The 24,766-nt window shown below is 69.7% G+C and carries 21 protein-coding genes; 4 read left to right on the top strand and 17 right to left on the bottom strand.

Annotated elements, in window-relative coordinates; translation table 11 throughout:
• Positions 1 to 62 precede the first annotated feature (62 nt).
• Complete coding sequence (nifB, locus tag ABB55_RS23600; RefSeq protein ID WP_054361002.1) at positions 63 to 1,550, bottom strand: nitrogenase cofactor biosynthesis protein NifB; 1,488 nt, start codon at positions 1,548 to 1,550, stop codon at positions 63 to 65.
• Between the two features lie 228 nt (positions 1,551 to 1,778).
• Here nifB and ABB55_RS23595 point away from each other — a divergent pair, with 228 nt between their 5' ends.
• Complete coding sequence (locus ABB55_RS23595; protein WP_083463880.1) at positions 1,779 to 2,474, top strand: DUF2239 family protein; 696 nt, start codon at positions 1,779 to 1,781, stop codon at positions 2,472 to 2,474.
• 40 nt (positions 2,475 to 2,514) lie between these two features.
• Here the strand turns inward: ABB55_RS23595 and nifA are convergent, their stop codons facing one another.
• Together nifA and ABB55_RS23585 are read right to left on the bottom strand one after the other, a co-directional pair.
• Positions 2,515 to 4,407: a nif-specific transcriptional activator NifA gene (nifA, locus tag ABB55_RS23590; RefSeq protein ID WP_152982155.1), complete on the bottom strand. Its 1,893-nt coding sequence runs from the start codon at positions 4,405 to 4,407 to the stop codon at positions 2,515 to 2,517.
• A gap of 236 nt (positions 4,408 to 4,643) precedes the next feature.
• Positions 4,644 to 5,456 (bottom strand): SDR family NAD(P)-dependent oxidoreductase, encoded by an 813-nt coding sequence (locus ABB55_RS23585; RefSeq protein ID WP_054361000.1) that lies wholly within the window; start codon positions 5,454 to 5,456, stop codon positions 4,644 to 4,646.
• Positions 5,457 to 6,170: 714 nt separating this feature from the next.
• Between ABB55_RS23585 and ABB55_RS23580 the strand changes: the two genes are divergently transcribed.
• Positions 6,171 to 6,653: a hypothetical protein gene (locus ABB55_RS23580; RefSeq protein WP_152982154.1), complete on the top strand. Its 483-nt coding sequence runs from the start codon at positions 6,171 to 6,173 to the stop codon at positions 6,651 to 6,653.
• A gap of 78 nt (positions 6,654 to 6,731) precedes the next feature.
• Here the strand turns inward: ABB55_RS23580 and ABB55_RS23575 are convergent, their stop codons facing one another.
• The 7 genes from ABB55_RS23575 to ABB55_RS23545 all read right to left on the bottom strand — a co-directional run bounded on the left by ABB55_RS23575 (position 6,732) and on the right by ABB55_RS23545 (position 15,157).
• A complete protein-coding gene (locus tag ABB55_RS23575) occupies positions 6,732 to 7,751 on the bottom strand; it encodes an ABC transporter ATP-binding protein (protein WP_054360998.1) in 1,020 nt (339 codons plus the stop codon).
• The gene (locus ABB55_RS23570) at positions 7,738 to 8,808 is read right to left on the bottom strand and encodes an ABC transporter ATP-binding protein (protein ID WP_054360997.1); all 1,071 of its coding nucleotides are present in this window, start codon (positions 8,806 to 8,808) and stop codon (positions 7,738 to 7,740) included. Before ABB55_RS23570 ends, ABB55_RS23575 begins: the two co-directional genes overlap by 14 nt.
• Positions 8,805 to 10,325, bottom strand: coding sequence for a chlorohydrolase family protein (locus ABB55_RS23565; protein ID WP_054360996.1), 1,521 nt, complete (start codon positions 10,323 to 10,325; stop codon positions 8,805 to 8,807). Before ABB55_RS23565 ends, ABB55_RS23570 begins: the two co-directional genes overlap by 4 nt.
• A complete protein-coding gene (locus ABB55_RS23560; protein WP_054360995.1) occupies positions 10,325 to 11,524 on the bottom strand; it encodes an amidohydrolase family protein in 1,200 nt (399 codons plus the stop codon). The genes ABB55_RS23565 and ABB55_RS23560 overlap by 1 nt, the downstream gene beginning before the upstream one ends.
• Positions 11,525 to 11,565: 41 nt before the next feature.
• Positions 11,566 to 12,510, bottom strand: coding sequence for an ABC transporter permease (locus ABB55_RS23555; protein ID WP_054362262.1), 945 nt, complete (start codon positions 12,508 to 12,510; stop codon positions 11,566 to 11,568).
• A complete protein-coding gene (locus ABB55_RS23550) occupies positions 12,500 to 13,489 on the bottom strand; it encodes an ABC transporter permease (protein ID WP_054360994.1) in 990 nt (329 codons plus the stop codon). The genes ABB55_RS23555 and ABB55_RS23550 overlap by 11 nt, the downstream gene beginning before the upstream one ends.
• Positions 13,490 to 13,576: 87 nt before the next feature.
• Positions 13,577 to 15,157, bottom strand: coding sequence for an ABC transporter substrate-binding protein (locus tag ABB55_RS23545; RefSeq protein ID WP_152982153.1), 1,581 nt, complete (start codon positions 15,155 to 15,157; stop codon positions 13,577 to 13,579).
• Positions 15,158 to 15,563: 406 nt separating this feature from the next.
• Between ABB55_RS23545 and ABB55_RS23540 the strand changes: the two genes are divergently transcribed.
• Together ABB55_RS23540 and ABB55_RS23535 are read left to right on the top strand one after the other, a co-directional pair.
• On the top strand, positions 15,564 to 16,262 hold the full coding sequence (locus tag ABB55_RS23540) for a GntR family transcriptional regulator (protein ID WP_054362260.1): 699 nt from the start codon (positions 15,564 to 15,566) through the stop codon (positions 16,260 to 16,262).
• Positions 16,262 to 16,957, top strand: coding sequence for a flavin reductase family protein (locus tag ABB55_RS23535; RefSeq protein WP_083463878.1), 696 nt, complete (start codon positions 16,262 to 16,264; stop codon positions 16,955 to 16,957). Before ABB55_RS23540 ends, ABB55_RS23535 begins: the two co-directional genes overlap by 1 nt.
• A 58-nt stretch (positions 16,958 to 17,015) precedes the next feature.
• Here the strand turns inward: ABB55_RS23535 and ABB55_RS23530 are convergent, their stop codons facing one another.
• From ABB55_RS23530 to ABB55_RS23500, 7 genes are all read right to left on the bottom strand, one after another.
• Complete coding sequence (locus ABB55_RS23530; protein WP_054360993.1) at positions 17,016 to 17,786, bottom strand: SDR family NAD(P)-dependent oxidoreductase; 771 nt, start codon at positions 17,784 to 17,786, stop codon at positions 17,016 to 17,018.
• A 4-nt stretch (positions 17,787 to 17,790) separates the two neighbouring features.
• Positions 17,791 to 19,272, bottom strand: coding sequence for an aldehyde dehydrogenase family protein (locus ABB55_RS23525; RefSeq protein ID WP_054360992.1), 1,482 nt, complete (start codon positions 19,270 to 19,272; stop codon positions 17,791 to 17,793).
• An 8-nt stretch (positions 19,273 to 19,280) separates the two neighbouring features.
• Complete coding sequence (locus ABB55_RS23520; RefSeq protein WP_054360991.1) at positions 19,281 to 20,732, bottom strand: aldehyde dehydrogenase family protein; 1,452 nt, start codon at positions 20,730 to 20,732, stop codon at positions 19,281 to 19,283.
• Between the two features lie 38 nt (positions 20,733 to 20,770).
• Positions 20,771 to 21,736, bottom strand: a complete 966-nt coding sequence (locus ABB55_RS23515; RefSeq protein WP_054360990.1) for an aldo/keto reductase — start codon at positions 21,734 to 21,736, stop codon at positions 20,771 to 20,773.
• Between the two features lie 268 nt (positions 21,737 to 22,004).
• Positions 22,005 to 22,751 (bottom strand): GntR family transcriptional regulator, encoded by a 747-nt coding sequence (locus ABB55_RS23510; protein ID WP_244472107.1) that lies wholly within the window; start codon positions 22,749 to 22,751, stop codon positions 22,005 to 22,007.
• 154 nt (positions 22,752 to 22,905) lie between these two features.
• Complete coding sequence (locus ABB55_RS23505; RefSeq protein WP_244472106.1) at positions 22,906 to 23,571, bottom strand: carboxymuconolactone decarboxylase family protein; 666 nt, start codon at positions 23,569 to 23,571, stop codon at positions 22,906 to 22,908.
• A complete protein-coding gene (locus ABB55_RS23500; RefSeq protein ID WP_054360989.1) occupies positions 23,568 to 24,764 on the bottom strand; it encodes a CaiB/BaiF CoA transferase family protein in 1,197 nt (398 codons plus the stop codon). The genes ABB55_RS23505 and ABB55_RS23500 overlap by 4 nt, the downstream gene beginning before the upstream one ends.
• Positions 24,765 to 24,766: the final 2 nt, after the last annotated feature.

Below are 24,766 nucleotides of genomic sequence, written 5' to 3'. Positions count from 1 at the left end.
TCTCTCCTAGGCTTTGGGGGGTGGGCGACCGGCGGCGGGTTCCGCCGGACCGGGGGGCTGGATCAGGCGACGGCCTGCTCGATCGCGCGTCCGAAGGTCGCCGCGTAGAGGGCGCCGATCGCGGTTTCGATGTAGTCGAGGGCGTAGCGGTCGGTCGCCGTGATGCCGGCCGCGGTCAGCATGTCCTGCGGGCAGTCGCCGATCTTGGCGCACAGCACCACCGCGATGCCTTCCAGCGCCGCGATCACACCGTCGAGCGTCGCGTCCTCGCCGAAGCCGCCCATGCAGTAATTGTCGACCTTGCGGTGGCCGACGAAGACGATGCCCTTCGCCGACGCCTCGTAGACCTGGAATTCGCGGGCATGGCCGAAATGCTCGTTGACCCGGCCGCCGCCCTTGGTCGCCACCGCCACCAACAGCGTGCCGCCCTCCTGGGCGCTGTCCTTGACGGCCGCCACGGCGGATTGCTTGGCCGCGACATGATCGCCGCGCTCGCGGGCGACGACCTCGCGATAGGCCGCCCGTTTGGCCGGATCGTAGGCGACGGCCTCGGGCAGCTGGTCGAGCGTGAATTCCTGGCCGCGATCCTCGCCGAGCAGGCCGACCGCATCGGCGCGGCACTGGCGGCAATGGCGCATCAGCTTGGCGCCGCCCTCGAGCCGATCCTGCAGCGCCTTCAGCTCCATGGCGGTCGGCCCGCGCTGGCCGGTCAGGCCGTAATGGGTGCCGTGCGCCGGATCGGAGATCAGCGGCATGACATTGTGCAGGAAGGCGCCGCGCGCCTTGACCCAGCGATTGACCTCGATCAGGTGCTCGTCGTTGACGCCGGGGATCATGACCGAGTTGATCTTGGTCAGGATGCCGCGTGCGGTCAGCATCTCCAGGCCGAGCATCTGCCGCTCGTGCAGGATGCGCGCGGCCTCGACGCCGTGCCAGCGCCTGTGCTGGTAGAAGATCCAGGGATAGATCTTCGCCCCGATCTCCGGATCGACCATGTTGATCGTGATCGTGACGTGATCGACATTCATCGCCGCCAGCTCGTCGACATGGTCCGGCAGGGCCAGACCGTTGGTCGAGATGCACAGCTTGATGTCGGGAATGTCCTTGGAGATCTCATCGAAGGTCGCCCTGGTCTTGTTCCAGTCGTAGCAGGCGTCACCCGGGCCGGCGATGCCGAGCACGGAGAGCTGCGGCACTTCGTTGGCGACCGCGATCACCTTGCGCCGGGCCTGGTCGGGGGTCAGCTTCTCGGAGACGACGCCGGGCCGGCTCTCGTTGGCGCAGTCGTATTTCCGGTTGCAGTAGTGGCACTGGATATTGCAGGCCGGCGCGACCGCGACATGCATGCGGGCGAAATAGTGGTGCGCCTCTTCCGAATAGCAGGGATGGTCCTTGATCCGCTCCCAGACATCCGCGTCCATGTCGTCCGGCTTGGCGGACGATCCGCAGGACGAGGACGCGCAGCCGCCGGACTTGGCGGCGGCCTCGAGCGCCGCGAAGTCGATCGGCTGGGCCAGACTGTCGAGCGAGATCATCAGCGGCTGGTTCATCCTGGTCACTCCCCTCCGAGTGTGGTCGGGAACCGGATCGCAAGCCGCGTGCCAGGATATTTCTCTAGTAATTTCAGGTAGATGATCGAGACCGACACGGCCGCGACACGACACCCGACAGGCCTGTGTCGAGACCCCGACAAAGGCGGACGATATTTTTACCCGGATGATATTGCGTTTGGAATTCTATCCGGGTAGAAATCGCGACCCTTCTGGAGGTTCCCGACGATGACGACGACGACGACGATGACGACCGCAGCGACGACCGTGACCGCCTTCCTGGACGGCCGGCGCCTGGCGGCCGGCCCGCGGGCGGTCGTGGCGCAGGCCTTGGCCGCCCTGTCCGCGGAGGGGCAGGTCATGGCGCTGGTCTTCGACGACAGGTCGGGCGCGCAAGTCGATCTCGATCTGAGCGGGGGGCCCGAGGCGATCGCGGCCCGCTACGCCGAGGTCGCGCCGGCGTCCGGCGCGCCGGACAACAGCAACGACGAAACCGGCAGAGCCGGCACTTTCGACGAGGCCGGCAAGACCGGTGCATTCGACGAAGCCGGCAAGGCCGGTGCTTTCGACGAAGCCGGCAAGGCCGGCAGGGGCCGCCCGAAGCTCGGCGTGGTGGCCCGCGAAATCACGCTTCTGCCCCGGCATTGGGATTGGCTCGCCAGCCAGCCGGGCGGCGCGTCCGTCGTCTTGCGCAAGCTGGTCGACCGGGAACGCAAGCAGGCCGCCTGGGACGACATGGTCCGCGACCTGCGCGCCGCCACGCAGCGCTTCATGACCGCCATGGCCGGCGACCTACCCGGCTACGAGGAGGCCAGCCGCGCCCTCTATGCCGGCGACCACGCCCGCTTCGTCGCCGAGACCGAAGCCTGGCCCGCCGACATCCGCGACCACGCCCGCCGCCTGGCCGAGGGCGCGCTCGCCTGACCGGAGGCTGCGGATCGCTGAGCGCCGCCCGGCCCGTCGGTCAATACCGCTTCATCTCGACGCCGTAGCGCTTCAGGGCGTAGCCGATCTGGCGGGGGGTGATGCCGAGCAGGCGGGCGGCCTTGGCCTGGACCCAGCCGGTCCGCTCCATGGCGTCGATCAGCCGGTCCTTCTCGGTCAGCCGCGAGCCGAGCGCCGGACAGGTGCCGTCGCCGGCATGCTCGCAGGTCTGCGGGTCGGCGGCGCGCGGCGCGGATGGAGCGGTACCCGCAGACGGGATCCCCGGCGCCGCCGGGCCGTGGGATGGGCCGTGGGGGCCGTGGGGGCCGTGGGGGCCGTGGGCCGGGCCGCCGGGGAACGCGGCGGCAGCGGACGGGTGTGCGAGCGGGGCGGCCGAACCGGTCTCCGCCGCGGGCGTCCGGGCGGGTGCCGGAGACGGTGCGGGGGTAGGGGCCGGAGCGCGCGCCAGCACCGGCGTGACCGCGCGGCCGGCCGCAAGTTCGCCGACCGCATCGGCGGGTGCGCGCTTGCCGTGTCCGGTCCAGAGCAGCGCCGACAGGCAGTTTCCGGAGGCGCAGGCGAAGTCGTCATGCTGGATCAGGCTGCCGCGCGCCAAAGTCGCGGTGCGGCGGATGCAGTTCTCCAGTTCGCGCACATTGCCGGGAAAATAGCAGGACTTGAGCAGGTCCATGGCCTGCCCGGAGATGTCCAGCTTGCGCCCGTTCTCGCGGTTGAAGCGATCCAGAAAGGAACGGGCGAGCAGCGCGATGTCGCCGGGCCGCTCGCGCAGCGGCGGCAGGAAGACCGGCACGACGTTGATGCGATAGTAGAGATCGGCGCGGAATTCGCCCTTCGCCACGGCCTCTTCGAGATTCTTGTTGGTGGCGCAGATGAGGCGCACGTCGACCTTCAGCGTGCGATTGCCGCCGACCCGTTCGAACTCGCCCTCCTGCAGCACGCGCAACAGCTTGGCCTGGAAGCTCGCCGAGATCTCGCCGATCTCGTCGAGCAGCAGCGTGCCGCCATGCGCCATCTCGAACCGGCCGGCCCGCTGCGCCAACGCGCCCGTGAAGGCGCCCTTCTCGTGGCCGAACAGTTCCGATTCCAGCACGCTCTCGGGCAGCGCGGCGCAGTTCAGCTTGACGAAAGGCTTGGCCTTGCGCGGGGACAGGTCGTGGATCGCGCGAGCGAACAGCTCCTTGCCGGTGCCGCTTTCGCCGCGCAGCAGCACGGTCGAATTGGACCGGGCGACGATCGCGATCGTCTCCAGCACCTTGCGCACCGGCAGGCTCTCGCCGACGATGCCGCCGACCTTCGGCGCCGGCACCCGCCCGCGCGCGGCCAACTCGTCGCCGAGCGCCTTTTCCAGCGACCGGCGCTCGTCGAGCAGGCGCTGGCGGTCGGCTGCCAGAATCTTGTGCAACCGCACCGTTTGCCCGACCAGGTTCGCCACCATGGCCAGGAAGCGCAGATCCTCGTCGAACCGGAATTGCGCGCCGCCATCCCAGACCCGATCGATGGTCAGCGTGCCGAGCACGCGGTCGTCGGCCTTGATCGGCACGCCCAGGAAGGAGACGCGGCCCTTCAGATCGCGCCCGCCGGAGCCGGCGCTGCCTGCGAACAGCGGATCGTTGGCGATGTCCTGCACCACCATCGGGGTCGCGGTGGCGACCAGCCGGTCGATCACCGCCTGCGGCAGCGTCTCGATCGGTCGCCCCTTGGCGTCGCCGGCCCAGCCGGCGGTGGCGACGATCTCCGGATCGCCCGCCCCGTCCAGGATGACGATCATGCCGAGCCGCATCTGCAGGAACGAACTCATCACATTGACGACGCCGGTCAGCAGGCGTTCGAGGCGGACCGGCTCCGTCAGAATCTTCGAGATCTCGTAGATGCCAAGAAGCGCGATGTCCGACGATGTCTGGCTGCGTCGCATGGGAGCTTTCGCGGGTTCAAATTGACACGCATTTTCGACGAGCGTCACGGCGTGTTGCATGGCCGGTCCCCGTATACGAAAGGCCTGACGGCATTGCGAAGCTTTCAATTGCTATCAGGTTGCCACCGAACGACGGTACTGTCTTGCGCGAATTGCCGGCAAACGCATTCATTACTGCTTATTCGCACTGCACATCGAGACGCCGACTGTCCGTCTTTTTGCGTAGACCGCCGCCGTCAAAGCAGTTGCCCGCCGTTGATGTTGATCTCCTCGCCGGTGACGTAGCTGGCGGCCTCCGAACACAGGAAGGAGACCACGGCGGCGACCTCCTCCGGCCGGCCGAGGCGCTTCATCGGGATCAGCGGCACGAAGCGCTCCTCGGTTCCGGGCGACAGGATGTCGGTGACGATCTCTCCGGGCGCGACCGCATTGACGCGGATGCCGTAGGGGGCGAAGTCGACCGCCATCTCGCGGGTCAGCGCCGACAGCGCGGCCTTCGAGGTCGCATAGGCGGCGCCCGCGAAGGGATGCACGCGGGTGCCGACCACCGAGGTGATGTTGACGACCGAGCCGCGCGCCCGGGCCAGTTCCTCGAACAGCCCGCGGGCGAGCAGCAGCGGCGCCAGGAAGTTGACGTGGAAGACGCCCATCCACAGCGCATCGGGGGTGGTCAGCGCGTTGAGCCTTTCGCCGGCCGCGCCCTTCGGCGAGATGCCGGCATTGTTGACCAGCGCGTCGAGCGGGGCACCGGCGAGCCGCCGGCGGATCTCGGCGATGCCCTCCGGCAGGCCGTTGCGATCGGCGAGGTCGAGGCGGATATGGTCGTCAGCCCCTGTCTCCCAGGGGCAGAGACCGGCATCGAAGGGCTGCCGGGAGCAGGTCATGATGCGCCAGCCCTCGGCGGCGAAGCGCTTGACGATGGCGTGGCCGATGCCGCGGCTGCCGCCGGTGACCACGACGGTGCGCCGGCGCTCCGGTTCGGGGCCGGCGGGCTCGCCATGCGGAAACGGGCAACGGCCGGCGGGGGCGAAATCCGATCGGGCCAGCATGCGCGCCTCCCCTACCCGTCCGCGGCCGCAGCGGCGGCCGCAGCCGATCCACGCGGCACACCGACCCGCTCGAAGGCCGGCAGCTTGTCACCAATTCCGGGCATGGCACCCTCTCCGCAATGCACCGAGGGGCGAAATGCAGGCATCATGCCATCCGGCATGCCATTGATTTCATGATATCTTCCGGCGCGACCGGAATTGTCGGATGTCGCCCCTGTCGGAAAGCCGACAGGCCCCGGGCGGTGCGCGCGAAGGGTCGAGGCGGCCACCGCCCCCGCCTCCGGGGCATGGCCGCCTCTGTGTGCCCCCGGCGACGCGCAAGCCCCGATGACGAAACTGCAAGGCATGCCCGCAATGCGAAAACGTCGCATTGTGCAGTGCCGCAAAATTGGCTATATCCATCCTCGCAACGGTGACGTTGCAGCCCTCCTTGGGCGTTTCCTCCCTAGACTTAAGACCGCCCTCGAAAGAGCCGGCGGTCTTTTTTTTGACCTCGTGGAACGACCCGGCGCCGGGTCGTCGCAGCCGGCAGCGACGGGAGCCCGGCGGCGCGAGCGAGACCGGCCCGGCGGGACGCCGTAAGGCGCTGCCCGGCGGCAAGCCCCAGGGCGGGCGCACGAGGGTGCAGACTCCGGTGGAAAACCTTTGTTAACTTTTCCGTGCCGGGCGGGCTCCTGTACTCTTCAACGAGTCGCGGTTTGGCGAGGGGCGGCCATGGACGACGACATCGATCTTGAAATCGATACCATGTTCGCGCGAACCGCGTTCACGCATCTTCTGCCGCTTAAACGTTTGGGCGTGCCGGTCGCATCGTTGACCGCCTGCGCCCCTGCGGTGGGGGAACGGTCCATGCGAATCCTCGAGACTTTGCTCGAGGAGGCCGGATTCTCGATCAACGATCTGGCCGTCACCCGCGACGGCATGACCTACCGGGTCAAGCCGCATGTCGCGCGTGAACTCGGCTTCCGGCCGATGGTGCTCGACACCCTGTTGCGGAGGGTCGACGGGCGGCGGGTGTGGTCCGCCGTCACGGCCGATCAGCGGCGCGGCCTCGCCGTGACGGAGGCCGGAATCGTGGTCGGGCTGCGCTTCACCGCCGCCGCCGCCGTGCTGCCCATCCAGGCCGCGCCCGCCCAGGCCACGTCCGACCGGATCGCACCCGCGTCCATCACGCCGGTCCGCATCGCGGCGGAATAGGCCGCCGGGCCGGCGCGGCGCCGCTCGCAGCCCGGCACCGACCGCCCGGCACCGACCGCCCGGCCCCCTGATCTTCCGTTACGGTACCATCGCCGCCACGGGACCGGCCGCGTCCGCCCGTGCAGGGACCAGCCGGCAGGCGACGCGGGTGTCGGCATCGACCGCCACCAGGGGCGGCGGCGCCAGGCGGCAGGCCGGCTCGACCTGCGGGCAGCGGCTGGCGAAGGCGCAGCCCGCCGGGCGGTCGATCGGGTTCGGCACCTCGCCGGCCATCGGCGCGCGGTCGCGATTGGGCGCCTCGACATCCGGCACGGTCTCGATCAGCAGGCGGCTGTAGGGGTGGCGCGGGGTCGTGAAGACCGCATCGGCCGGGCCGGATTCCACGAAGCGGCCGAGATACATCACCGCGATATCGTCGGACAGGTGCCGCACCACCGAGAGATTGTGGCTGATGAACAGGTAGGTCAGCCCCAGTTCGGCCTGCAGCTGGCGCATCAGGTTGAGCACCTGCGCCTGGACCGAGACGTCGAGCGCCGAGGTCGGCTCGTCGCAGACCAGGAGATCGGCCTCGGTGGCGAGCGCCCGGGCGATCGAGATGCGCTGGCGCTGGCCGCCGGAGAATTCGTGCGGAAACTTGGCCGCGTCCGAGGCGGCGAGCCCGACCAGGCCGAGCAGCGCGCGCACCCGCGCCGAGATGGCGGCCGCGCCGGTCACGAGGCCCAGTTCCACCAGCGGCTCGGCGACGATGTCCTCCACCCGCCAGCGCGGATTGAGGCTGGCATAGGGGTCCTGGAAGATCATCTGCAGCCGCGGCCGGCGCGGCCGGCCTTCGGCGTCGGGCACGTCGTGGAGACGGATCGAGCCCGATGTCGGCCGCTCCAGTCCGACCACCAGCCTGGCGAGGGTCGACTTGCCGCAACCCGATTCGCCGACCACGCTGAAGGTGCGGCCGCGGCGGACCTGGAACGAGACCCCGTCGACCGCCTTCAGGATGCGGCGCGGCCGGCGCTCGACGATGCGCGTGATCAGCGGCGCGGAGACGTCGAAATGGCAGGCCGCGTCGACGGCCTCGAGCAGGATGGCGTCAGGCGCGGACATCGGCGGCCTCCGGAAGGAATGCGGCCGCCGACGCCGCGTCGGCATGGATGCAGGCGGCGCGATGGCTGGGCGCCGCCCGGAGGCCGGGCTCGGCCCGGGGCCCCTCCCCATGCTGGGCGCCGGCCACGATCTCGGCCAGCAGCGGCACCGCGGCGCGGCAGGCCGGCTCGGCCTTGGGGCAGCGCGGATGGAAGGCGCAGCCCTGCGGCATGGCGTCGAGGCGCGGCATGGAGCCGTCGATCTGGGCGAGCGCGGCGTTGCGCCGGCGCATCGACGGGATCGAGGCCATCAGGCCGGCCGTGTAGGGGTGACGCGGGCGGCGCAGCACCTCGGCGACCGGCCCGATCTCGACGACCCGCCCGGCATACATCACCGCGACCCGGTCGGCGGTCTCGGCGATCACGCCCATGTCGTGGGTGACCAGCATCACCGCCATGCCGCGTTCGCGGCAGAGCCGCTTGATCAGGCTGGTGATCTGCGCCTGGATCGACACGTCGAGCGCGGTCGTCGGCTCGTCGGCGACGAGCAGGATCGGATCGGCGGCAAGCGCCAGGGCGATCACCACGCGCTGGCGCATGCCGCCGGAGAACTGGTGCGGATACTGGCCGATGCGCTCTTCGGCGGCCGGAATGCCGACCTCCTTGAGGAGTGCCAGGGCGCGCGCCTCCGCCGCCGTGCGGTCGAGCGGCAGATGGGCCCGGATCGTCTCGACCAATTGGTCGCCGACCCGGATCAGCGGGTTGAGCGAGGTCAGCGGATCCTGGAACACGACGCCGATGCGCCGACCGCGGATGCGCCGCATGGCGTTGGCATCGAGCCCGTCGATGCGCGCGCCCTCCAGCATCACGGCGCCGCCGGCGACCCGGCCGGGCGGCTCCAGGAGGCCGATCACGGCCGTGCCGGTCAGCGACTTGCCGGCCCCCGATTCGCCGACCACGCCCAGGATCTCGCCCGCCGCGATCTCGAAGCTGACGCCGCGCAGCGCCGGCAGCACGCCGCGGCGCGTGTCGAAGGCGACCTCCAGGCCGCGGATGTCCAGAACCGGTCCCGCGCTCATGGCGTGCCCCTCACAACCGGACCGCTCACCACCGGATAGGCCGAGGAGAAGATGTCCTCGACCGGCGGATGGCCCCAGGTCCGGACCGGATATAGCGCCATCAGCCGCTCGAACTGCGCCTGCGCGCGGCGCTTGTCCGCCGCCTCGTCGACGCCCGGGATGACGCCGTCGAACATCGACCAGCGCCCGTCGACCATGACGTGGCGCACGTCGCGGCCATGGCCGGCGAGCAACAAGGTCTGGATCGGGTCGATCTGCTGGCCGATATGCGGCCGGTCGAAATCCACGACGATCAGGTCGGCCTTGCCGCCTGGCGCCAGCCGGCCGAGATCGGGCCGCCGCAGCGCGTCGGCACCGTTGAGGGTGGCGGCATCGAAATAATGCTCCGACCGGCAGGCGGTCGAGCCGTCCATGACGCGCGCCAGGATGATGCCGACCTGCATGTTCATGATCATGTCGGGCGGCGCGGTGTCGGTGCCCATGGCGATGTTCAGGCCCATCTCCCGGTAGCGCGTGAAGGAGCGGATGGTGTTGCCGTGCCGCCCGGAGACCAGCGGGCAATGCACCACCGTCGCGCCGTGGTCGCGGATGATCTCCAGATCGCGGCCGGGGCGGTCGATGCCGGGCACGCCGGAGACCCAGGTGGCATGCGGCAGCAGCGTCATGGCGCCGAAGAAGCCGAGGCTTTCCAGCCATTCCGGCGGGCTCATGCCGCGCAGCTTGACGACCATGTCGTATTCGATCTTCGACTGGCAGCAGTGTAGCCGGACCGGGATGCCCATTTCGCGCGCGGCCGCCGCGGTGCGGGTCAGCAGGTCCGGCGTGCAGGTCTCGATCCGGTCGGGCGCCAGCATGGCGCGGACCAGCCCGCCGGCCGTGCCGTCGACATCGCGCGCGAAGGCGAGCGCCTCCGCGAGGCTTTCGAGCCCGCGCGCCTCGTCGAACCAGGGCTCGATCTGCCCCTCGCCGACCAGCACCTGATTGCCGGTGCGATAGGCCGGGCCGAGATAGACGCGCAGGCCCAGATCCTCGGCCGCCGCCGCGGCGCCCTCGAACTCGGCGCGCGTCTCGCCCCAGGCCCGATAGAACAGCGAGGCGATCGGCAGCGCCGTGGTGATGCCGTTGCGCAGGAGCGACGCGAAGGCATAGCGCTTCTGGAAGACCAGATCGTCCTCCGACAGCATCTCGAACGGGCCGGCCTTCAGATAGTCCTCCGGCCAGACGCGGCCCTTCTTCCAGGCCGGCTGGTTGTCGAAGCCGAGGATGGTCGTGTCGAGATCCGACAGCGCATCGAGATCGACGAAGCCGGGCGCGATCATGGCATTGCCGAAATCGAGCCGCCGGGCGACCTCGCCGGAGAAGCCGTGGCCGACGAAGACCACACGGTCGTCCTCGACCACCACCTCACCGTCGGCAAAGAGGACGTGCCCGCCGCGCCCGCCGGCGGGATCGGCGCGGTGGCCGACGACCCAGCGGGCGGTCAGGAGCGTGCGGCCGGACAGACGCGCCGGCGCCATCACGGCGCCTCCCGGAGCACGGCGCCGTTGCGGGCGACGACCCGGCCGCGCTTGATCACGATCCGGTTCGAAGGCCGCGACACGACCGCCTCGGTGATCGCCTCGCCGGGCACGATCAGGAGATCGGCGACGCAGCCGACATCGAGCCCGTAGCCGGCCAGGCCCATCACCCGCGCGCCACCATGGGTGACCACGTCGAAGGCCAGCTCGACCTCCTCGTCCTTGCGGAAATTGTTGCGCAGGCCGAGGAACATCGCCCGTTCCAGCATGTCGGCATTGCCGTAGGGACCCCAGGTGTCGCGGATGCCGTCGGAGCCCGAGCAGATCCGCACGCCGGCCGCCGCGAGCTTCGCGATCGGCGGCGCCGGCCGGCTGGCCGGGCCGGTGGTCATGATGGCGATGTCGAGTTCGGCGAGCGCCGCGATCAGCGGATCGACCAGCGCCTGGTCGGGATCGCCGAGGCAGAAGGCATGGCTGACCGTGACCTTGCCGGTCATGCCGAGCGCGCGGGTGCGCTCGATGATCAGCTCCATCGAGAAGGCCCCCATCGTGCCGCCCTCGTGCAGATGGATGTCGACCGGCTTGCCGTAGCGCTCGGCGAGCCCGAAGACCACGTCGAGCTGGCCCTTCGGATCGCGGTCGATGGCGCAGGGGTCGAGCCCGCCGACCACGTCGGCGCCCATCTTCATCGCCTGGTCGAGCAGGTCCGCCGTGCCGGGCCGGATCATCAGGCCGGATTGCGGGAAGGCGACGATGTCGATGTCCATGATGTCGGCATAGTCGGCGCGGGTCTGCAGCACGCCCTCCATGCCCCAAAGGCCGATCTCGGTATCCACGTCGACATGGCTGCGGATCGCGGTCGAGCCCATGCGCGAGGACTGCACCACCTGGCGGGCGGACTGGCGTGCCGGATCGATGTTGATCAGCTTCTTCAGCCGGCGCTCGTTGTCGATCTTGTCGATCAGCCGCGGCCCGGCATCGTGCGGGCGCCAGCCCATGCCCCAGAGCGACTTGTCGAGATGGGTGTGGGCCTCGACCAGGCCGGGCGTCAGGATCGCCCCGCCCCCGTCCAGCACCTCGACGCCCGCCGGCGCCGGCAGATTGGGGCCGATCGCGGCGATCCGGCCGGCCTGGACATGGACATCGGCCGCGGCACCGGCCATCGGGCGGACGTTGCGGATGAAGAGATCGTGGCTCATCGGGCGGTCCTCGGCAGGGGCGCGTGGGGTCGGGACGGGGTTCAGCGGAGCTTCGGGTTCAGCGCGTCGCGCAGCCAGTCGCCGATCAGGTTGACGGCGAGCACGATCAGGCCGAGCTGCAGGGCGGGAAAGACGACCACCCACCAGGAGCCGGAGAAGAGATACTGGTTGCCGATGCGGATCAGCGTGCCGAGCGAGGGCCGCGTCACCGGCATGCCGACGCCCAGGAAGGACAGCGTCGCCTCCGACAGGATGGCGAGGCCGAGATTGAGCGTCGCGGCGACCAGCACCGGGGTCAGCGTGTTGGGCAGGATGTGCCGGCGCATGATGCGCGCGGCGCTGACGCCGATGATGCGCGCGGCGAGCACATATTCGCGCCGCCGCTCGACCATGGTCGAGGCACGCACCGTGCGGGCATATTGCACCCAGCCGGTCAGCGCGATCGCGCCGATCAGGATCACGGCCGAGAAATTGTCGCGGATGCCCGCCGGCAGCAGGCCGCGGAAGATGGCGCTGACCAGGATGGCGACCAGCAGCGTCGGGATGCTCAGAACCGTGTCGGCGAAGCGCATCAGGAGCATGTCGGTGCGCCCGCCGAAGAAGCCGGCGACGAGGCCGATCGAGACGCCGATCGCCATGGCGGCGGCGACGCTGGCCAGCCCGATGGCGAGCGAGACGCGCGTGCCGTAGAGGATCGCCGACAGCATGTCGCGGCCCTGCGGGTCGGTGCCGAGAATGAACGGCCATTCGCCGCCCTGGACCCAGACCGGCGGCAGTTCCGCCTTGTCGACGAAGAGCTGCGACAGGTCGTAGGGGTCCTGGGGGGCGAACAGCGGCGCCGCGAAGGCGCTGATCACCAGGATGGCGAGCAGCAGCGCGCCAAGGACCGCGGTCGGCGACCTGCGGAAGCTCCAGCCGAGATCGCTGTCGAGAAACCGCCGCAGCGCATGCGGGCGGGCCGGCGGGGTCGTCGCATCAGCGGCCATGTCCGCCTCCCACGGTGTCGACGCGAAGGCGCGGGTCGACCAGCGCATAGGTCATGTCGACCAGCGTGTTGACGGCCACGAACACCGCCGAGACCACCATCAGGTAGCCGGCCATGACCGGGATATCGACGAAGCTGACCGCCTGCACGAACAGGAGCCCCATGCCGGGCCACTGGAACACGGTCTCGGTGACCAGCGCGAAGGCGATCAGGTTGCCGATCTGCAGGCCGGTGACGGTAATCACCGGCATCAGGCAGTTGCGCAGCGCGTGACGGAACTGGACGGCCGGCTCGGACAGGCCGCGGGCGCGGGCGAAGCGGATGAAGTCGGCCCGCATCACCTCCAGCATCTCCGCGCGCACCAGCCGCATCACCAGCGTGATCTGGAAGAAGGAGAGCGTGACGGCCGGCAGGACCAGCGCGGTCAGGCCGGACTTGGTCAGAAGCCCGGTCGACCACCAGCCGAACTTGACCACCTCGCCGCGCCCGAAGGCCGGCAGCCAGCCGAGCGTCACCGAGAAGACCAGGATCAGCAGGATGCCGACCGCGAAGCTCGGCAGCGAGACGCCGAGCACGGACAGGAACTGCAGCGTCTGCGCCAGGAAAGATTTCCTATGCACCGCCGTATAGACGCCGAGCGGCAGCCCGATCAGGAGCGACAGGACGGTGGCCACGATGACCAGTTCGAAGGTCGCGGGAAAACGCTCTGCGATCAGCGGGAAGACATCCTGCTGATTGCGGTAGGAGATGCCGAAATCGCCGCGCGCCGCATTGGCGACGAAGGCGAAATACTGCTCGGGGACCGAGCGGTTGAGGCCGAGCCGCTCGCGCAGTTCGTCGCGCTGCTGCTGGCTGGCCTGCTCGTTCAGCATCAGTTCGACCGGATCGCCGACGAAGCGGAAGATCGTGAAGGCGATCAGGGCGACGGCGAGCATCACCCCGACCGCCTCGGCCAGGCGCTTCACCAGAAAGGCGAGCATCGACAATCTCCGTTCAGCACATCCGGACCGACGGGCGGGACCGATCGGCGGCGGCGCGTTCTGCGATCCGCGCCGCCGCCGTCATCGTCACTTCACCTTGGCGAGCCAGAGGCGCGGCTTGTTGTCGGGGCTCTGCACCATCACGTCGACGGAGCCGGACCGGATAGCCCAGGCCATCGGCTGCTGGTGCATCGGGATGAACATGATCTCGTCCTTGGCGATCTTGAGCGCCTCGGTCATCATCGGGATGCGCTTCTTCGGATCGAGCTCGACGCCGCCCTTGTCGGTCAGTTCGTCGATGCGCGGATCGCCCCAGCCGGCCCAGTTGAACACGCCCGCCGACCCGCTCTTGGAATGCAGCACCTGCACCAGCAGCGAATAGGTGTCGATCATCGGCTCGGTCGCCCAGCCGAAGGTGATCACGTCGAATTCGCCCTTGACGCGCTTCGGCGTCTGCTGGGCACGCGGCGCGATCGACAGGTTCGGCTTCAGCCCGGCGCGCGACCACATCGAGGCGACCGCCTGGCAGAGCTCCTCCTCGTTGACGAGGCTGTCGTTGTTGCAGTTCATCAGGAACGAGAAGCCGTTCGGATAACCGGCTTCGGCGAGGAGCTTCTTGGCGCCGTCGAGATCGAAGGGCGGGCGCTTGTCGAGCTCCGGCACATAGCCCGGGATGGCGGGGGCGACCAGCGAGCCGGTCGTCCGCGACAGGCCGCGCATGACGCGCTTCTGCACCGCATCGGCATCAATCGCCTGGTAGAGCGCCTGGCGGACGCGCTTGTCCTTGAAGGGATTCTTGTCGGTCACGTCGCTCTCGACAAGCTTGTCCTTCATGTTGAAGACCATGTAGACGGTGCGCAGCTCGTTCGACTGCAGCACCTTCACGTCCGGCGAGGCGGTCAGCCGCGGCAGATCCTGCAGCGGCGCCAGATTGGTGAAGTCGATCTCGCCCGACAGCATCGCGGCGACGCGGGTCGCCGACGAGGTGATCGGCGTGAACTCGATCCGGTCGATATTGTGGACCGGCTTGTCCCACCAGTCCTTGTTGACCACGAACACCGTCTGCGCATCGGCGCGGCGGGATTCGATCTTGAACGGGCCGGTGCCGTTGGTGTTGCGCGTGGCGTAGTTCTCGACGCCCTTGCCGCTGTCGGTCGGCAGCAGCGCGTCGTTGGCGACCATCCACTCCTTGTCGAGGATGTAGATGTTGGTCAGGTCGTTGAGCAGCAGCGGATAGGGGCCGTTGACCTCGATGTCGACGGTGAAGTCGTCGACCTTGGTGGCCGACTTGTAGGCCGGCAGGTTGCCCTTCAGCGGCGAGGTCGGATGGGTGACGCGCTCCAGCGAGGCGACCACGTCGTCGGCCGTGAAGGCATTGCCGTTGTGGAACTTGACGCCCTTGCGCAGGTGGAAGCGCCAGACGGTCGGCGACACGGTCTCCCAGCTTTCCGCCAGCGCCGGCTCGATCTTCAGATCGCCGGTGTAGCGGACCAGGCCTTCATAGACGTGGTTCAGAACCGAGAGGGTGAAGGTCTCGCCGAACGAGTAGGGATCGAGCGACGCGATCTCGCGGCCGGCACCCCATTTCAGCGTCTTGGCCTCGGCCACGCCACCGGCCAGCATGGAGAGCGCGGCCACGGCCGCCAGGAGATTGCGCTTCATCGACATGGGTTCTCCCCCGATCCCGCGTCGCGGCTCCGTTGCCGCGCGCTTCGTCACGACCATGGGCGGTCGATTTCGTCGACCATCCGATACCCATATGGTATGCAGTATTGTCGCCCGCCGGCCAAGAGGCTTGACGCCACAAATAGAGGCAGGATGGCTGTCCGGGCCGCGGCGCGGCGCGGCATTTTGATGCGAGGCGCCTGCATTTCCTGCTGGATTTCGATCGCCCGGGGTGCCAAAAATTTCCTCACTTGGTATGCGATCGAACGTTCTATATGTATGCGAAATGCCATTGTGGGAGCGCACCGTGCGCGAACCGAAAAACAAGACAGAACCGGCGACATCGGCTCCGGCCAGCCCGGAGCCCGATGGCAAGGCCGGATCGCGGGCGGCGCTCGTCTACCGGGCGCTGCGCCGCGCGATCATCGAGCAGGCCCTGATGCCCGGCTCGAAGCTGCCCGAGGACGCGATCGGCGAGCGGCTCGGCGTCAGCCGCACCCTGGTGCGCGAGGCGCTGGCGCGGCTTGCGACCGAGGGCCTGGTCGAGCTGCGGCACAATCGCGGCGCCACCGTCGCCTATCCGAGCCTTGAGGAGGCACGCGACGTCTTCGCCGTGCGCCGGGCGATGGAGCGGCTGGTGGTCGAGGAGCTGTGCGGCCGGCTGACGCGCGCGCAGGCGCAGACCCTGGAGGCCCATGTCGCGGCCGAGGATCGGGCGCAGGGCCGCAACGGCCCGGAATCGATCCGGCTGGCCGGCGAATTCCACCTTCTGCTGGCCGCGATGACCGGCAATGCCCTGCTCGAACGCTACGTCAACGAGGTCGCCTCGCGCTGCTCGCTGATCCTGGCGATCTACGGCCGGCCGCATTCCTCCGAATGCGCCGTCAACGAGCATCGCGAGCTGATCGCCGCGCTGGCCTCCGGCGATGCCGCGCGCGCCACGCATCTGATGGACCACCATCTGGAAGCCGTCATGGGCCGCGCCCTCATCAAGGCGCGTGCCGAACCCGACATCCGCGACGTGCTCGCCGCCTATGCCGAGACCGAGGGCCTGGAGCCCGGTCCCGCCCGCACGCCGCCCAAAGCCCGCTCGCGCGCGAGGACCTGATGACGCTGACCGACACCCTTGCGGCCGCCCCTGCCCGGCCGGAGACCGACCCGCCCTCGATCGGCTTCGATTTCGCCGCGCTGACGCCGCGCGACCGCTACAAGATCCTGATCGGCACCGTCATTCCGCGGCCGATCGCGCTGGTCACCACCGTCGACCGCACCGGCCGCGCCAATGCGGCGCCGTTCAGCTTCTTCAACTGCCTGTCGGCCGACCCGGCCATCCTGGCGCTCGGCGTCGAGTTCCGCTCGGACGGCTCGTCCAAGGATACCGGCCGCAACATCCGCGATACCGGCGCCTTCACGGTGCATATCGTGTCGGATGCGATCATGGACGCGATGAATGTCTGCGCCGTGCCCTTCGCGCCGGAAATCGACGAACTGGCCGAAGCCGGTCTCGCCACCGCGCCGGGCACCAGCGTGCCGAGCCCGCGCATCCTGGCCGCGCCGGCGGCGCTCGAATGCCGGCTGCACAGCTTCCTGGACATCGGCTCGTCGCGCGAGATCATCCTCGGCGAGGTGCTGCACGTCCATATCCATGCCGATGCGGTCGATCCGGTCCGCCTGCATGTCGACCATCGCGGCATGGACGCGATCGGCCGCATGGGCGGCCACGGCTATGCCCGCACGCGCGACTATTTCGACCTGCCGACCATGTCGGTCGCCGACTACGCGGCGCGGCAGGCGAAGGGGTAGAGGCGGCCCCGCACGGGCGCCCTTGGTGCCCCTTGGCGCTCCTGGCGCCCCGCCCGGCTCAGACCGAGCGGCCGCCGTCGACCTCGATGGTCGTGCCGGTGACGATGCGGGCGAGGTCGGAGGCGAGATAGAGCACGGCGGCGGCGACATCCTCGGGGCGGACGATCTCGCCCATCGGGATCATCGCCGCGAAGGACTGCGCCGCCTCCGCCACCGGCCTGCCATGCGTGAAGCCGCTCAGCATCGGCGTCTCGGTGGCGCCCGGATTGACCGCGTTGACGCGTATGCCCTCTTTGGCCAGTTCCAGCGCGAGCGACTGGGTGACCGCGATCGCCGCCGCCTTCGAGCCGGCATAGGCGGCCAGGCCCGGCTTCGGCCGGACGCCGACATTGGAACAGATGTTGACGATCGAGGCCGCGCCGGCTGCCCTCAGCGCCGGCAGGCAGTGCTTCGCGGTCAGGAACAGCGAGCGCACGTTGACCGCCATGATCCGGTCCCAGGCCTCGACCGCCATGGCGTCGATCGCCGTATAGGACTGCGGAATGCCGGCGCAATTGACCAGAATATGCAGCGGCCCGCCGACCCTGGCGGCCAGCCGGGCGACGCTCGCCTCGTCGGCGACATCGCACTGCCAGCCCGCCGACCCGTCGACCGCCGCAGGCGCGTCGCTCTCGGCAAGCCCGATATCGGCGACAATCACCTCCGCGCCGCTCGCCCGGAACTGCGCCGCGATCGCCCGGCCGATGCCGGAGGCGCCGCCGGTGACGAGCGCGCGCTTGCCGGCGAGGAGCGTCGGCATCGCGCCGGTCGGAACGGAGGGCACAGCCATGGGGTCAGGCCTTGTGGATGTTGATGGCGTGAATCTCGGTGAATTCGGCGAGACCGGCCTCGGCATTCTCGGTGCCGATGCCGCTCTGCTTGATGCCGCCGAAGGGCATGTGGCGCCGACCGAGCCGAGACTGGGCATTCTTGTTGATGAAGGTCATGCCCGCTTCCAGCCGCCGCGCGAGCGCGAGGCCGCGGTCGAAATCCGTCGTCCAGATCGACGAGCCGAGGCCGTATTCGGTGCCGTTGGCGAGCGCCACGACTTCGTCCAGGCTGTCATAGGCGATCACCGGCAGGACCGGGCCGAACTGCTCGCAGGTGACGACCTCGAAATCGGGACCCGGGCGGCGCACCAGGGTCGGGCGGATATAGTTGCCCTCCGCCCAGGTCGCCGGGTCGACCGGCTGGCCGAGTTCGACCAGGTCGCCGCCGGCCGCGCGGGTCTTGGCGACCAGCCCGTTCAGGAAGGCCAGCTGGCCGGGATTGTTGATCGGCCCGAAGGTCGTACGCGGGTCGAGCGGATGGCCGATGCGGACCTTGTCGAGATGGGCGGCGAGCCGCTCGAAGAAGGCGTCGTAGATCGCCTCCGGCACGTAGAGCCGCTTGATCGCGAAGCAGAACTGGCCGGAGCGGTGGAAGGCGCCGGCCGCCAGCATCGGGATGCCCTTGTCGAGGTCGAAGTCGTCGAGCACGATCGCCGCATCGTTGCCGCCGAGCTCGAACTGGACGTTCTTCAGCGTGTCGGCGGCCGTGCGCATGATCGCCCGCGCGGCGACGCCGCCGCCCGTGAACGAGATCAGCCGCACCTTGGGATGGGCGGCGAGCGCGGCGCCGACCTCGGCCCCGCCATGCACGACGTTGATCACGCCCTTCGGGAACAGCGGCGCCAGCGCGGCCATCAGCAGCGCGATGCCGGCCGGGGCGGTCGGCGGGGTCTTGATGACCAGCGTGTCGCCGGCGACCAGCGCGGGGGCGAACTTGCGGATCAGGAGCACGATCGGCGCGTTCCAGGGCACGATCGCAGCGACGACGCCGATCGGGCGGCGCTCGATGCGCACGATCGAGGTGGCATCCTCGATCACGACCGGCTCCAGCGCGGCCTGGGCGGCGGTGACGTTGTCGCGCGCCGCGAAGGCGGCGCCGCGCAGTTCCAGGACGATCTCGGCCGGCAGCATGCCGGTCTCGCGCACGACCACGCCCGCGAGCCCGTCGAGCCCCTTCTCGGCCTCGGCCTCGATCAGGTCGGCGGCCTTCAGGACAAGCGCGGCGCGCTCGGCGACCGGCACCCGCGACCAGCTCTTCAGCGCCCCGGCGGCGGCCGCGACGGCGCGGTCGACCAGCGCGGCATCGGCGGCGGCGACCCGCGCCACCACGTCGGCGGTGCGACCGGGATCGCGCACCTCGAAGCGGGTCTCCCCGCCGATCCAGGCGCCGTCGACGAAGTTATCGATCGTGAGCGGCGCGCTGCCGGCCTTGACGATGTCCAGCATGGCGGTCCTCAGCGGTGATAGTTGATGGCGTGGTAGTCGATATATTCGCGCAGGCCGATCGGCGAGCTTTCCCGCCCGATGCCGCTCTGCTTGACCCCGCCGAAGGGGATGTTCTTCTGGCCGAGCCGCGACGTGCCGGCATTGTTGACGAAGGTCATGCCGGTTTCGAGCTCGCGCGCGACCGCGACGGCGCGGTCGGTGTCGCGCGTCCAGATCGACGAGCCGAGGCCGAGTTCGCCGGCATTGATGCTGTCGATGACGGCATCGAGATCGTCATAGCGCACGACCGGCAGGAGCGGCCCGAACTGCTCGACCTGGACCAGTTCGGCTTCCGGATCGATATCCGAGACCAGCACCGGGCGCATGTAGTAGCCGTCGGCCTCGGACTTCTCGGAGACCCAGCTGCCCAGCTCCTCGACCGTCGCCCCGCTCGCCCGGGTGCGCGCCAGGAGCCCCTGCAGGGCGCGGTACTGGCCGGCATTGTTGATCGGCCCGAAGGTGACGCCCGGTTCCAGCGGATGGCCGACGCGGAACTTGTCGACCTCGGCGCGGATGCGCGCGACGACCTCGTCATAGAGCGAAGACGGGGCATAGACCCGCTTGACCGCGAAGCAGAACTGGCCGGAGCGGCGGAAGGCGCCGCCGACGATGCGCGGGATGGCGAGATCGAGATCGGCATCCTCCAGGATGATCGCCGGATCGTTGCCGCCGAGCTCGAACTGCACGCCCTTCAGCCCCTCGGCCGCATCCTTCATGATCGCGCGCGCGACCGTGCCGCCGCCCGTGAACGAGACCTTGCCGACGAGCGGATGGGTGGCGAGCGCCCGGCCGACCTCGGCGCCGCCATGGACGACGTTGATCACGCCCGGCGGGAACAGCGCGGCCATCTTCTCCAGGAGGAGCGAGAGGCCGATCGGCGCGGTCGGGGCCGGCTTGACCACGACCGTGTTGCCGCAGATCAGCGCCGGCGAGACCTTGCGCATGGCCAGGATGATCGGCGCATTCCAGGGCACGATGGCGGCGATCACGCCGATCGGACGCTTCTCGACGCCGACCCAGCTCTCCGCATCCTCGTAGGCCTCGGGCGCCAGGAAGGCGGCACCGGCCTCGGCATTGTCGCGCACGATATTGGCCGCCATGCCGATCTCGGCGGTGTTGGTGGCGACCAGCATGCCGCTCTCGCGCGCCATGATGCCGACCACCGCGGGCGCCTCGGCCTCCAGCAGATCCGCGGCCTGGCGGAGCAGCGCGGCGCGGGTCTCGACCGGAGTCTCGCGCCAGGTCCTGAAGGCCTCGGCCGCGGTCCGGACGGCGAGATCGACCTCATACGCCCCGCCCCGGGCGACCAGGCCGACCATGTCGGCGAGGCGGCCGGGATCGCGCACCTCGTCGCGCGCCGCGGAGGCGACCGGCGCGTTGCCGATCCAATGGTCGATCCGGAGGGGGGAGTCTGTGGTCATGCTCGGTCCTTTGCGGCCGGGGTCCGGCCGTCGTCCGGTCAATCGATGGTGCGTTCGACTTCGTAGTCGGGTCGCGGCGCCAGCGCGGCGATGCGTGCGCGCAAGTCGGGCGTCATCGCGAAATCGGCCGCGTCGAGATAGTTGCGCATCTCGGCGACCGTCTCGGCCCCGATGATCGGCGCGGTGACGGCCGGATGGGAGGCCGCCCAGGCGACCGCCAGCATGGCCGGATCGACGCCGATCTCGTCGGCGATCCGGCAGAATTCGGCCGCGATCTCGAAGTTGCGCCGGTCCTCGTAGCGCTTCAGGTAGCGCGGTTCGGCCAGCCGTCCGCGCCGCGCGCCGTCGGGATCGGCATTGGCGCGGGTCAGGAGACCGCTCGCCAGCGGCGAGAAGATCATCACCGCGAGGCCCTTGGCCTCGGCCAGCGGGAACAGCTCGTATTCGGCCTGGCGCTTGACCAGGTTGTACATCGGCTGGACCACGTCGAAGGCGACCAGCCCTTGCGCCGCCGAGACGCCGAGCGCGTCGGCGATGCGCCAGGCCGACCAGTTCGACACGCCGGCATAGAGGATCTTGCCCTGGCGCCGCAGGTCCTCGAAGGCCTTGAGCGTCTCCTCGACCCGCGTGAAGGGGTCGTAGTGATGGGCGAAATAGACATCGATCCGGTCGGTGTCGAGCCGGCGCAGGCTCGCCTCGACCTCGGCCATGATGTGCCGGCGCGACAGGCCCGAGCCGTTGGTGTCCTTGGACATCGGCCGGCAGACCTTGGAGGTGATGACGATGTCGTCCCGGTCGGCCTTCATGCAGGCGCCGAGCAGGCTCTCGGCCCGGCCGCCGCCCGCATAGGAATTGGCGCAGTCGAAAAAGTTGATGCCGGCTTCGCGGCAGGCGCCGTAGAGGGCATGCGCCGTCTCGGGCGTCGCATAAGAGCCGAACGACATGGTGCCGAAGCACAGAGTGGAGACGCGGGTCCCGGTCCGGCCGAGCTGCACATACTTCACGCCGACATTCCTCCCGGTGCGGTCCGACCGCCTGCCCTCGTCCGGCCGATCCGCCGGCGGGCCTTTCCCGACAATCGCCCGAAGGCGAGCCTCCCTCGGACCCGACCGAAGGCGAGCCTCCCTTGGGCCAGCCCGAAGGCGGGCCTCCCACGAGCCCGCCCGAAGGCGGGCCTCCCACGAGCCCGCCCGAAGGCGGGCCGTCCGAGGTCTGATGTCACGGCCTCGGCAAAAAGTCAATTTTATAGCTTTTACCTTTTTGCAGACCGGCTCAGCGCAGCTTGAAGTCGATCCGGACCTTGTCGCCGCGATAGATGCCGTCGGCCAAGAGCACCAGTTCGCCCTCGGCATCGACCGCGCAGCGCTCGATCTTGGCGACCGGGTGGCTGAGCGGGATGTCGAGCAGGTCGGCGGTGATCAGGTCGGCGCTGCCGATGGTCAGCGTCTGGGTGGCGTCGGTGATGACGAGGCCGGGCACGTCGGCGACCAGCCGCAGGGCGGTCTTGGCCGAATAGGCCTCCTCGGGGATCAGTGGGCAGATGCGTTCGGCGACATAGACATCGGCGATCAGGAAGGCCTCGCCGTCGCGGGTGTGCCGGCGGCGCAGGTGCCGGTAGGCCGCGGCGGGGCGGCCGATGCGCCGGCCGGCGGTCGGCAGCTGCACGCCGCGCTCGTCGTGCAGGATCTCGATCTTCGCCTTGTCGCGGGCGATCAGCATGCCCTTCCAGTCGGTTTCGACCTGGCACCAGAGGTCCTGCGACGGGCGCTCGCGCACGAAGGTGCCCTTGGCGCGGAAGCGCTCGATCAGCCCCTCGCTCTCCAGGATGTCGAAGGCCTGCCGGATGGTCATGGTCGCGACGCCGCAGTCGCGGGCGAGCGATTCGACGGTCGGCACCTGCATGCCGACGGCCCATTCGCCGGTCTCGATGCGCCGCCGGAACAGGGTCGCGAGCTGGATATAGCGGGAGACCGCGCTCTTCTTCAGCGCTTCTGCCGTCGTCTGCCTGCCGCCCGCCACCTCTGGCCTCCTCCCGCCGACCCGCCCGACCGGGCTTATGTCGATCATATAGATTATGGGTGAATGCCGCGCGCCGCCATCCCGTGCCGGATCGCCTCCCAGCCGGCCGGCGCCACCGGGAGTGTCGGCCGCGATCCCGTGCCGGATCGCCCCCTCAGCCGGCCGGCGCTACCGGGAGCGCCGGCAGCGGCGTCAGCTGCCCGGGCGCCTCGACCCGGCCGGCGACCAGTTCGACGCCGAGGCCCACCGGCAGCGGAATCCGGTGCACGTTCAGCGTCAGCGCGACCATGCAATAGTAGCCGACCAGCGCGGTCAGTTCGACCACGCCGCCCTCGCCCCAGCGCGCCAGCACCGCCTGATAGGCCGCCTCGCCGACATCGCCGCCGGTCAGCATGTCGCGGACGAAATCGTAGACCTCGCGATCGGCCGGGTCGGCGAGCGCCGGCGCCGCGCCGTCGCGGATCGCCTCGATCGTCGCGACCTCCAGCCCGGCCGCCTCGGCCGCCCGGCGATGCACGCCCCATTCGAGCTCGCTGTTCCAGACCCGTGCGGTCATCAGCACGGCGAGTTCGCTGAGCCGGGTCGGCAGCCTCGTGCGGTAGCGCAGCGTCTCGCCCAGCTGGCTCCAGCGTTCGGCCAGTTCCGGATTGTGCAGGGCGGCGCGCAGCGGCCCGACCAGCTCGCCGCGCCGGCCGTTGATGATCGCATCGCGCACGCGCTTCTGCTCGGCGCTCATGCCGTCGGCATCGGGCAGCGAGATGCGCGCGCCGGTGCGGGTCGCCGCGATGGGCATGCGGCCGGCCGATGGCGTCGCGGTCATCGGGCGACCTCGCCGGCGAGGCCGAGTTCGGCCAGGATCTCGGCCGTGTGCTCGCCGAGGAGCGGCGGCGCGCGGTCGAAGGCGAGCGGCGCGTTGGCGAAGCGCATCGGGCTGACCACCTGCTTGACGGTGCCGGCGAGCGGGTGCGGCAGCTCGCGCAGCATCTCGCGATGCTTGATCTGGGCCTCCTCGAACACCATCGGCACGGTGTTGATCGGCCCGCACGGCACCTGGGCGGCGCCGAGGGCTGCGAGCCAGTGGGCGAGCGGCTGGGTCAGAAAGCGTTCGCAAATCAGCGGATGCAGGATGTCGAGATGGGTGACGCGGGCCGCATTGGTGGCGAAGCGCGCGTCGCCCGACCATTCGGGACAGCCGAGCACCTCGGCGAAGCGGCGGAACTGCTCGTCGTTGCCGACCGCCAGCACCAGGTGGCCGTCGGCGACCGCGAACACGTCCTGCGGCTGGATGTTCGGGTGCCGGTTGCCGCGCCGGATCGGCGCCGTGCCGGAGACCAGATAGTTCATCGCCTGGTTGGCGAGCATGGCGACCGAGACATCCAGCATGGCGATGTCGACGAAGTCGCCCTCCCCGGTCTCCGCCCGCCGCGCCAGGGCGGCCAGCACCGCGACGGTCGCATACATGCCGGTCATGATGTCGACGATCGGCACGCCGACCTTCTGCGGCCCGCCGCCGGGAAGATCGTCCCGCTCGCCGGTGACGCTCATCAGCCCGCCCATGGCCTGGATCATGAAGTCGTAGGCGACCTCGCTCTTGCGCGGTCCGGTCGTGCCGAAGCCGGTGATCGAGCAGTAGATCAGGCGCGGATTGACCGCCTTCAGGTCGTCGAAGCCGAGCCCGTAGCGGGCGAGCGTGCCGACCTTGAAATTCTCCAGCACGATGTCGGCCGTGCGGGCGAGCGCGACCACGACCTCGCGGCCCTCCGGCGTCGCGATGTCGACCTCGACCGAGCGCTTGCCGCGATTGACCGAGAGATAGTAGCCGGATTCCTGCGTGCGGCTGCCGTCGGCGGCGGCCAGATAGGGCGGCCCCCAGCGACGCGTGTCGTCGCCCTCCCCGAGCCGCTCGACCTTGATCACGTCGGCGCCGAGATCGGCGAGAATCTGGCCCGACCAGGGGCCGGCCATGATGCGGCTGAGATCCAGCACGCGGATATGCGAGAGCGGTCCGGCCAAGC

Source organism: Prosthecodimorpha hirschii (genome assembly GCF_001305515.1).
Lineage (GTDB): Bacteria > Pseudomonadota > Alphaproteobacteria > Rhizobiales > Ancalomicrobiaceae > Prosthecodimorpha > Prosthecodimorpha hirschii.
Note: the sequence above shows the minus strand (reverse complement) of the source record. Positions and strands in the feature narration are given on the sequence as shown.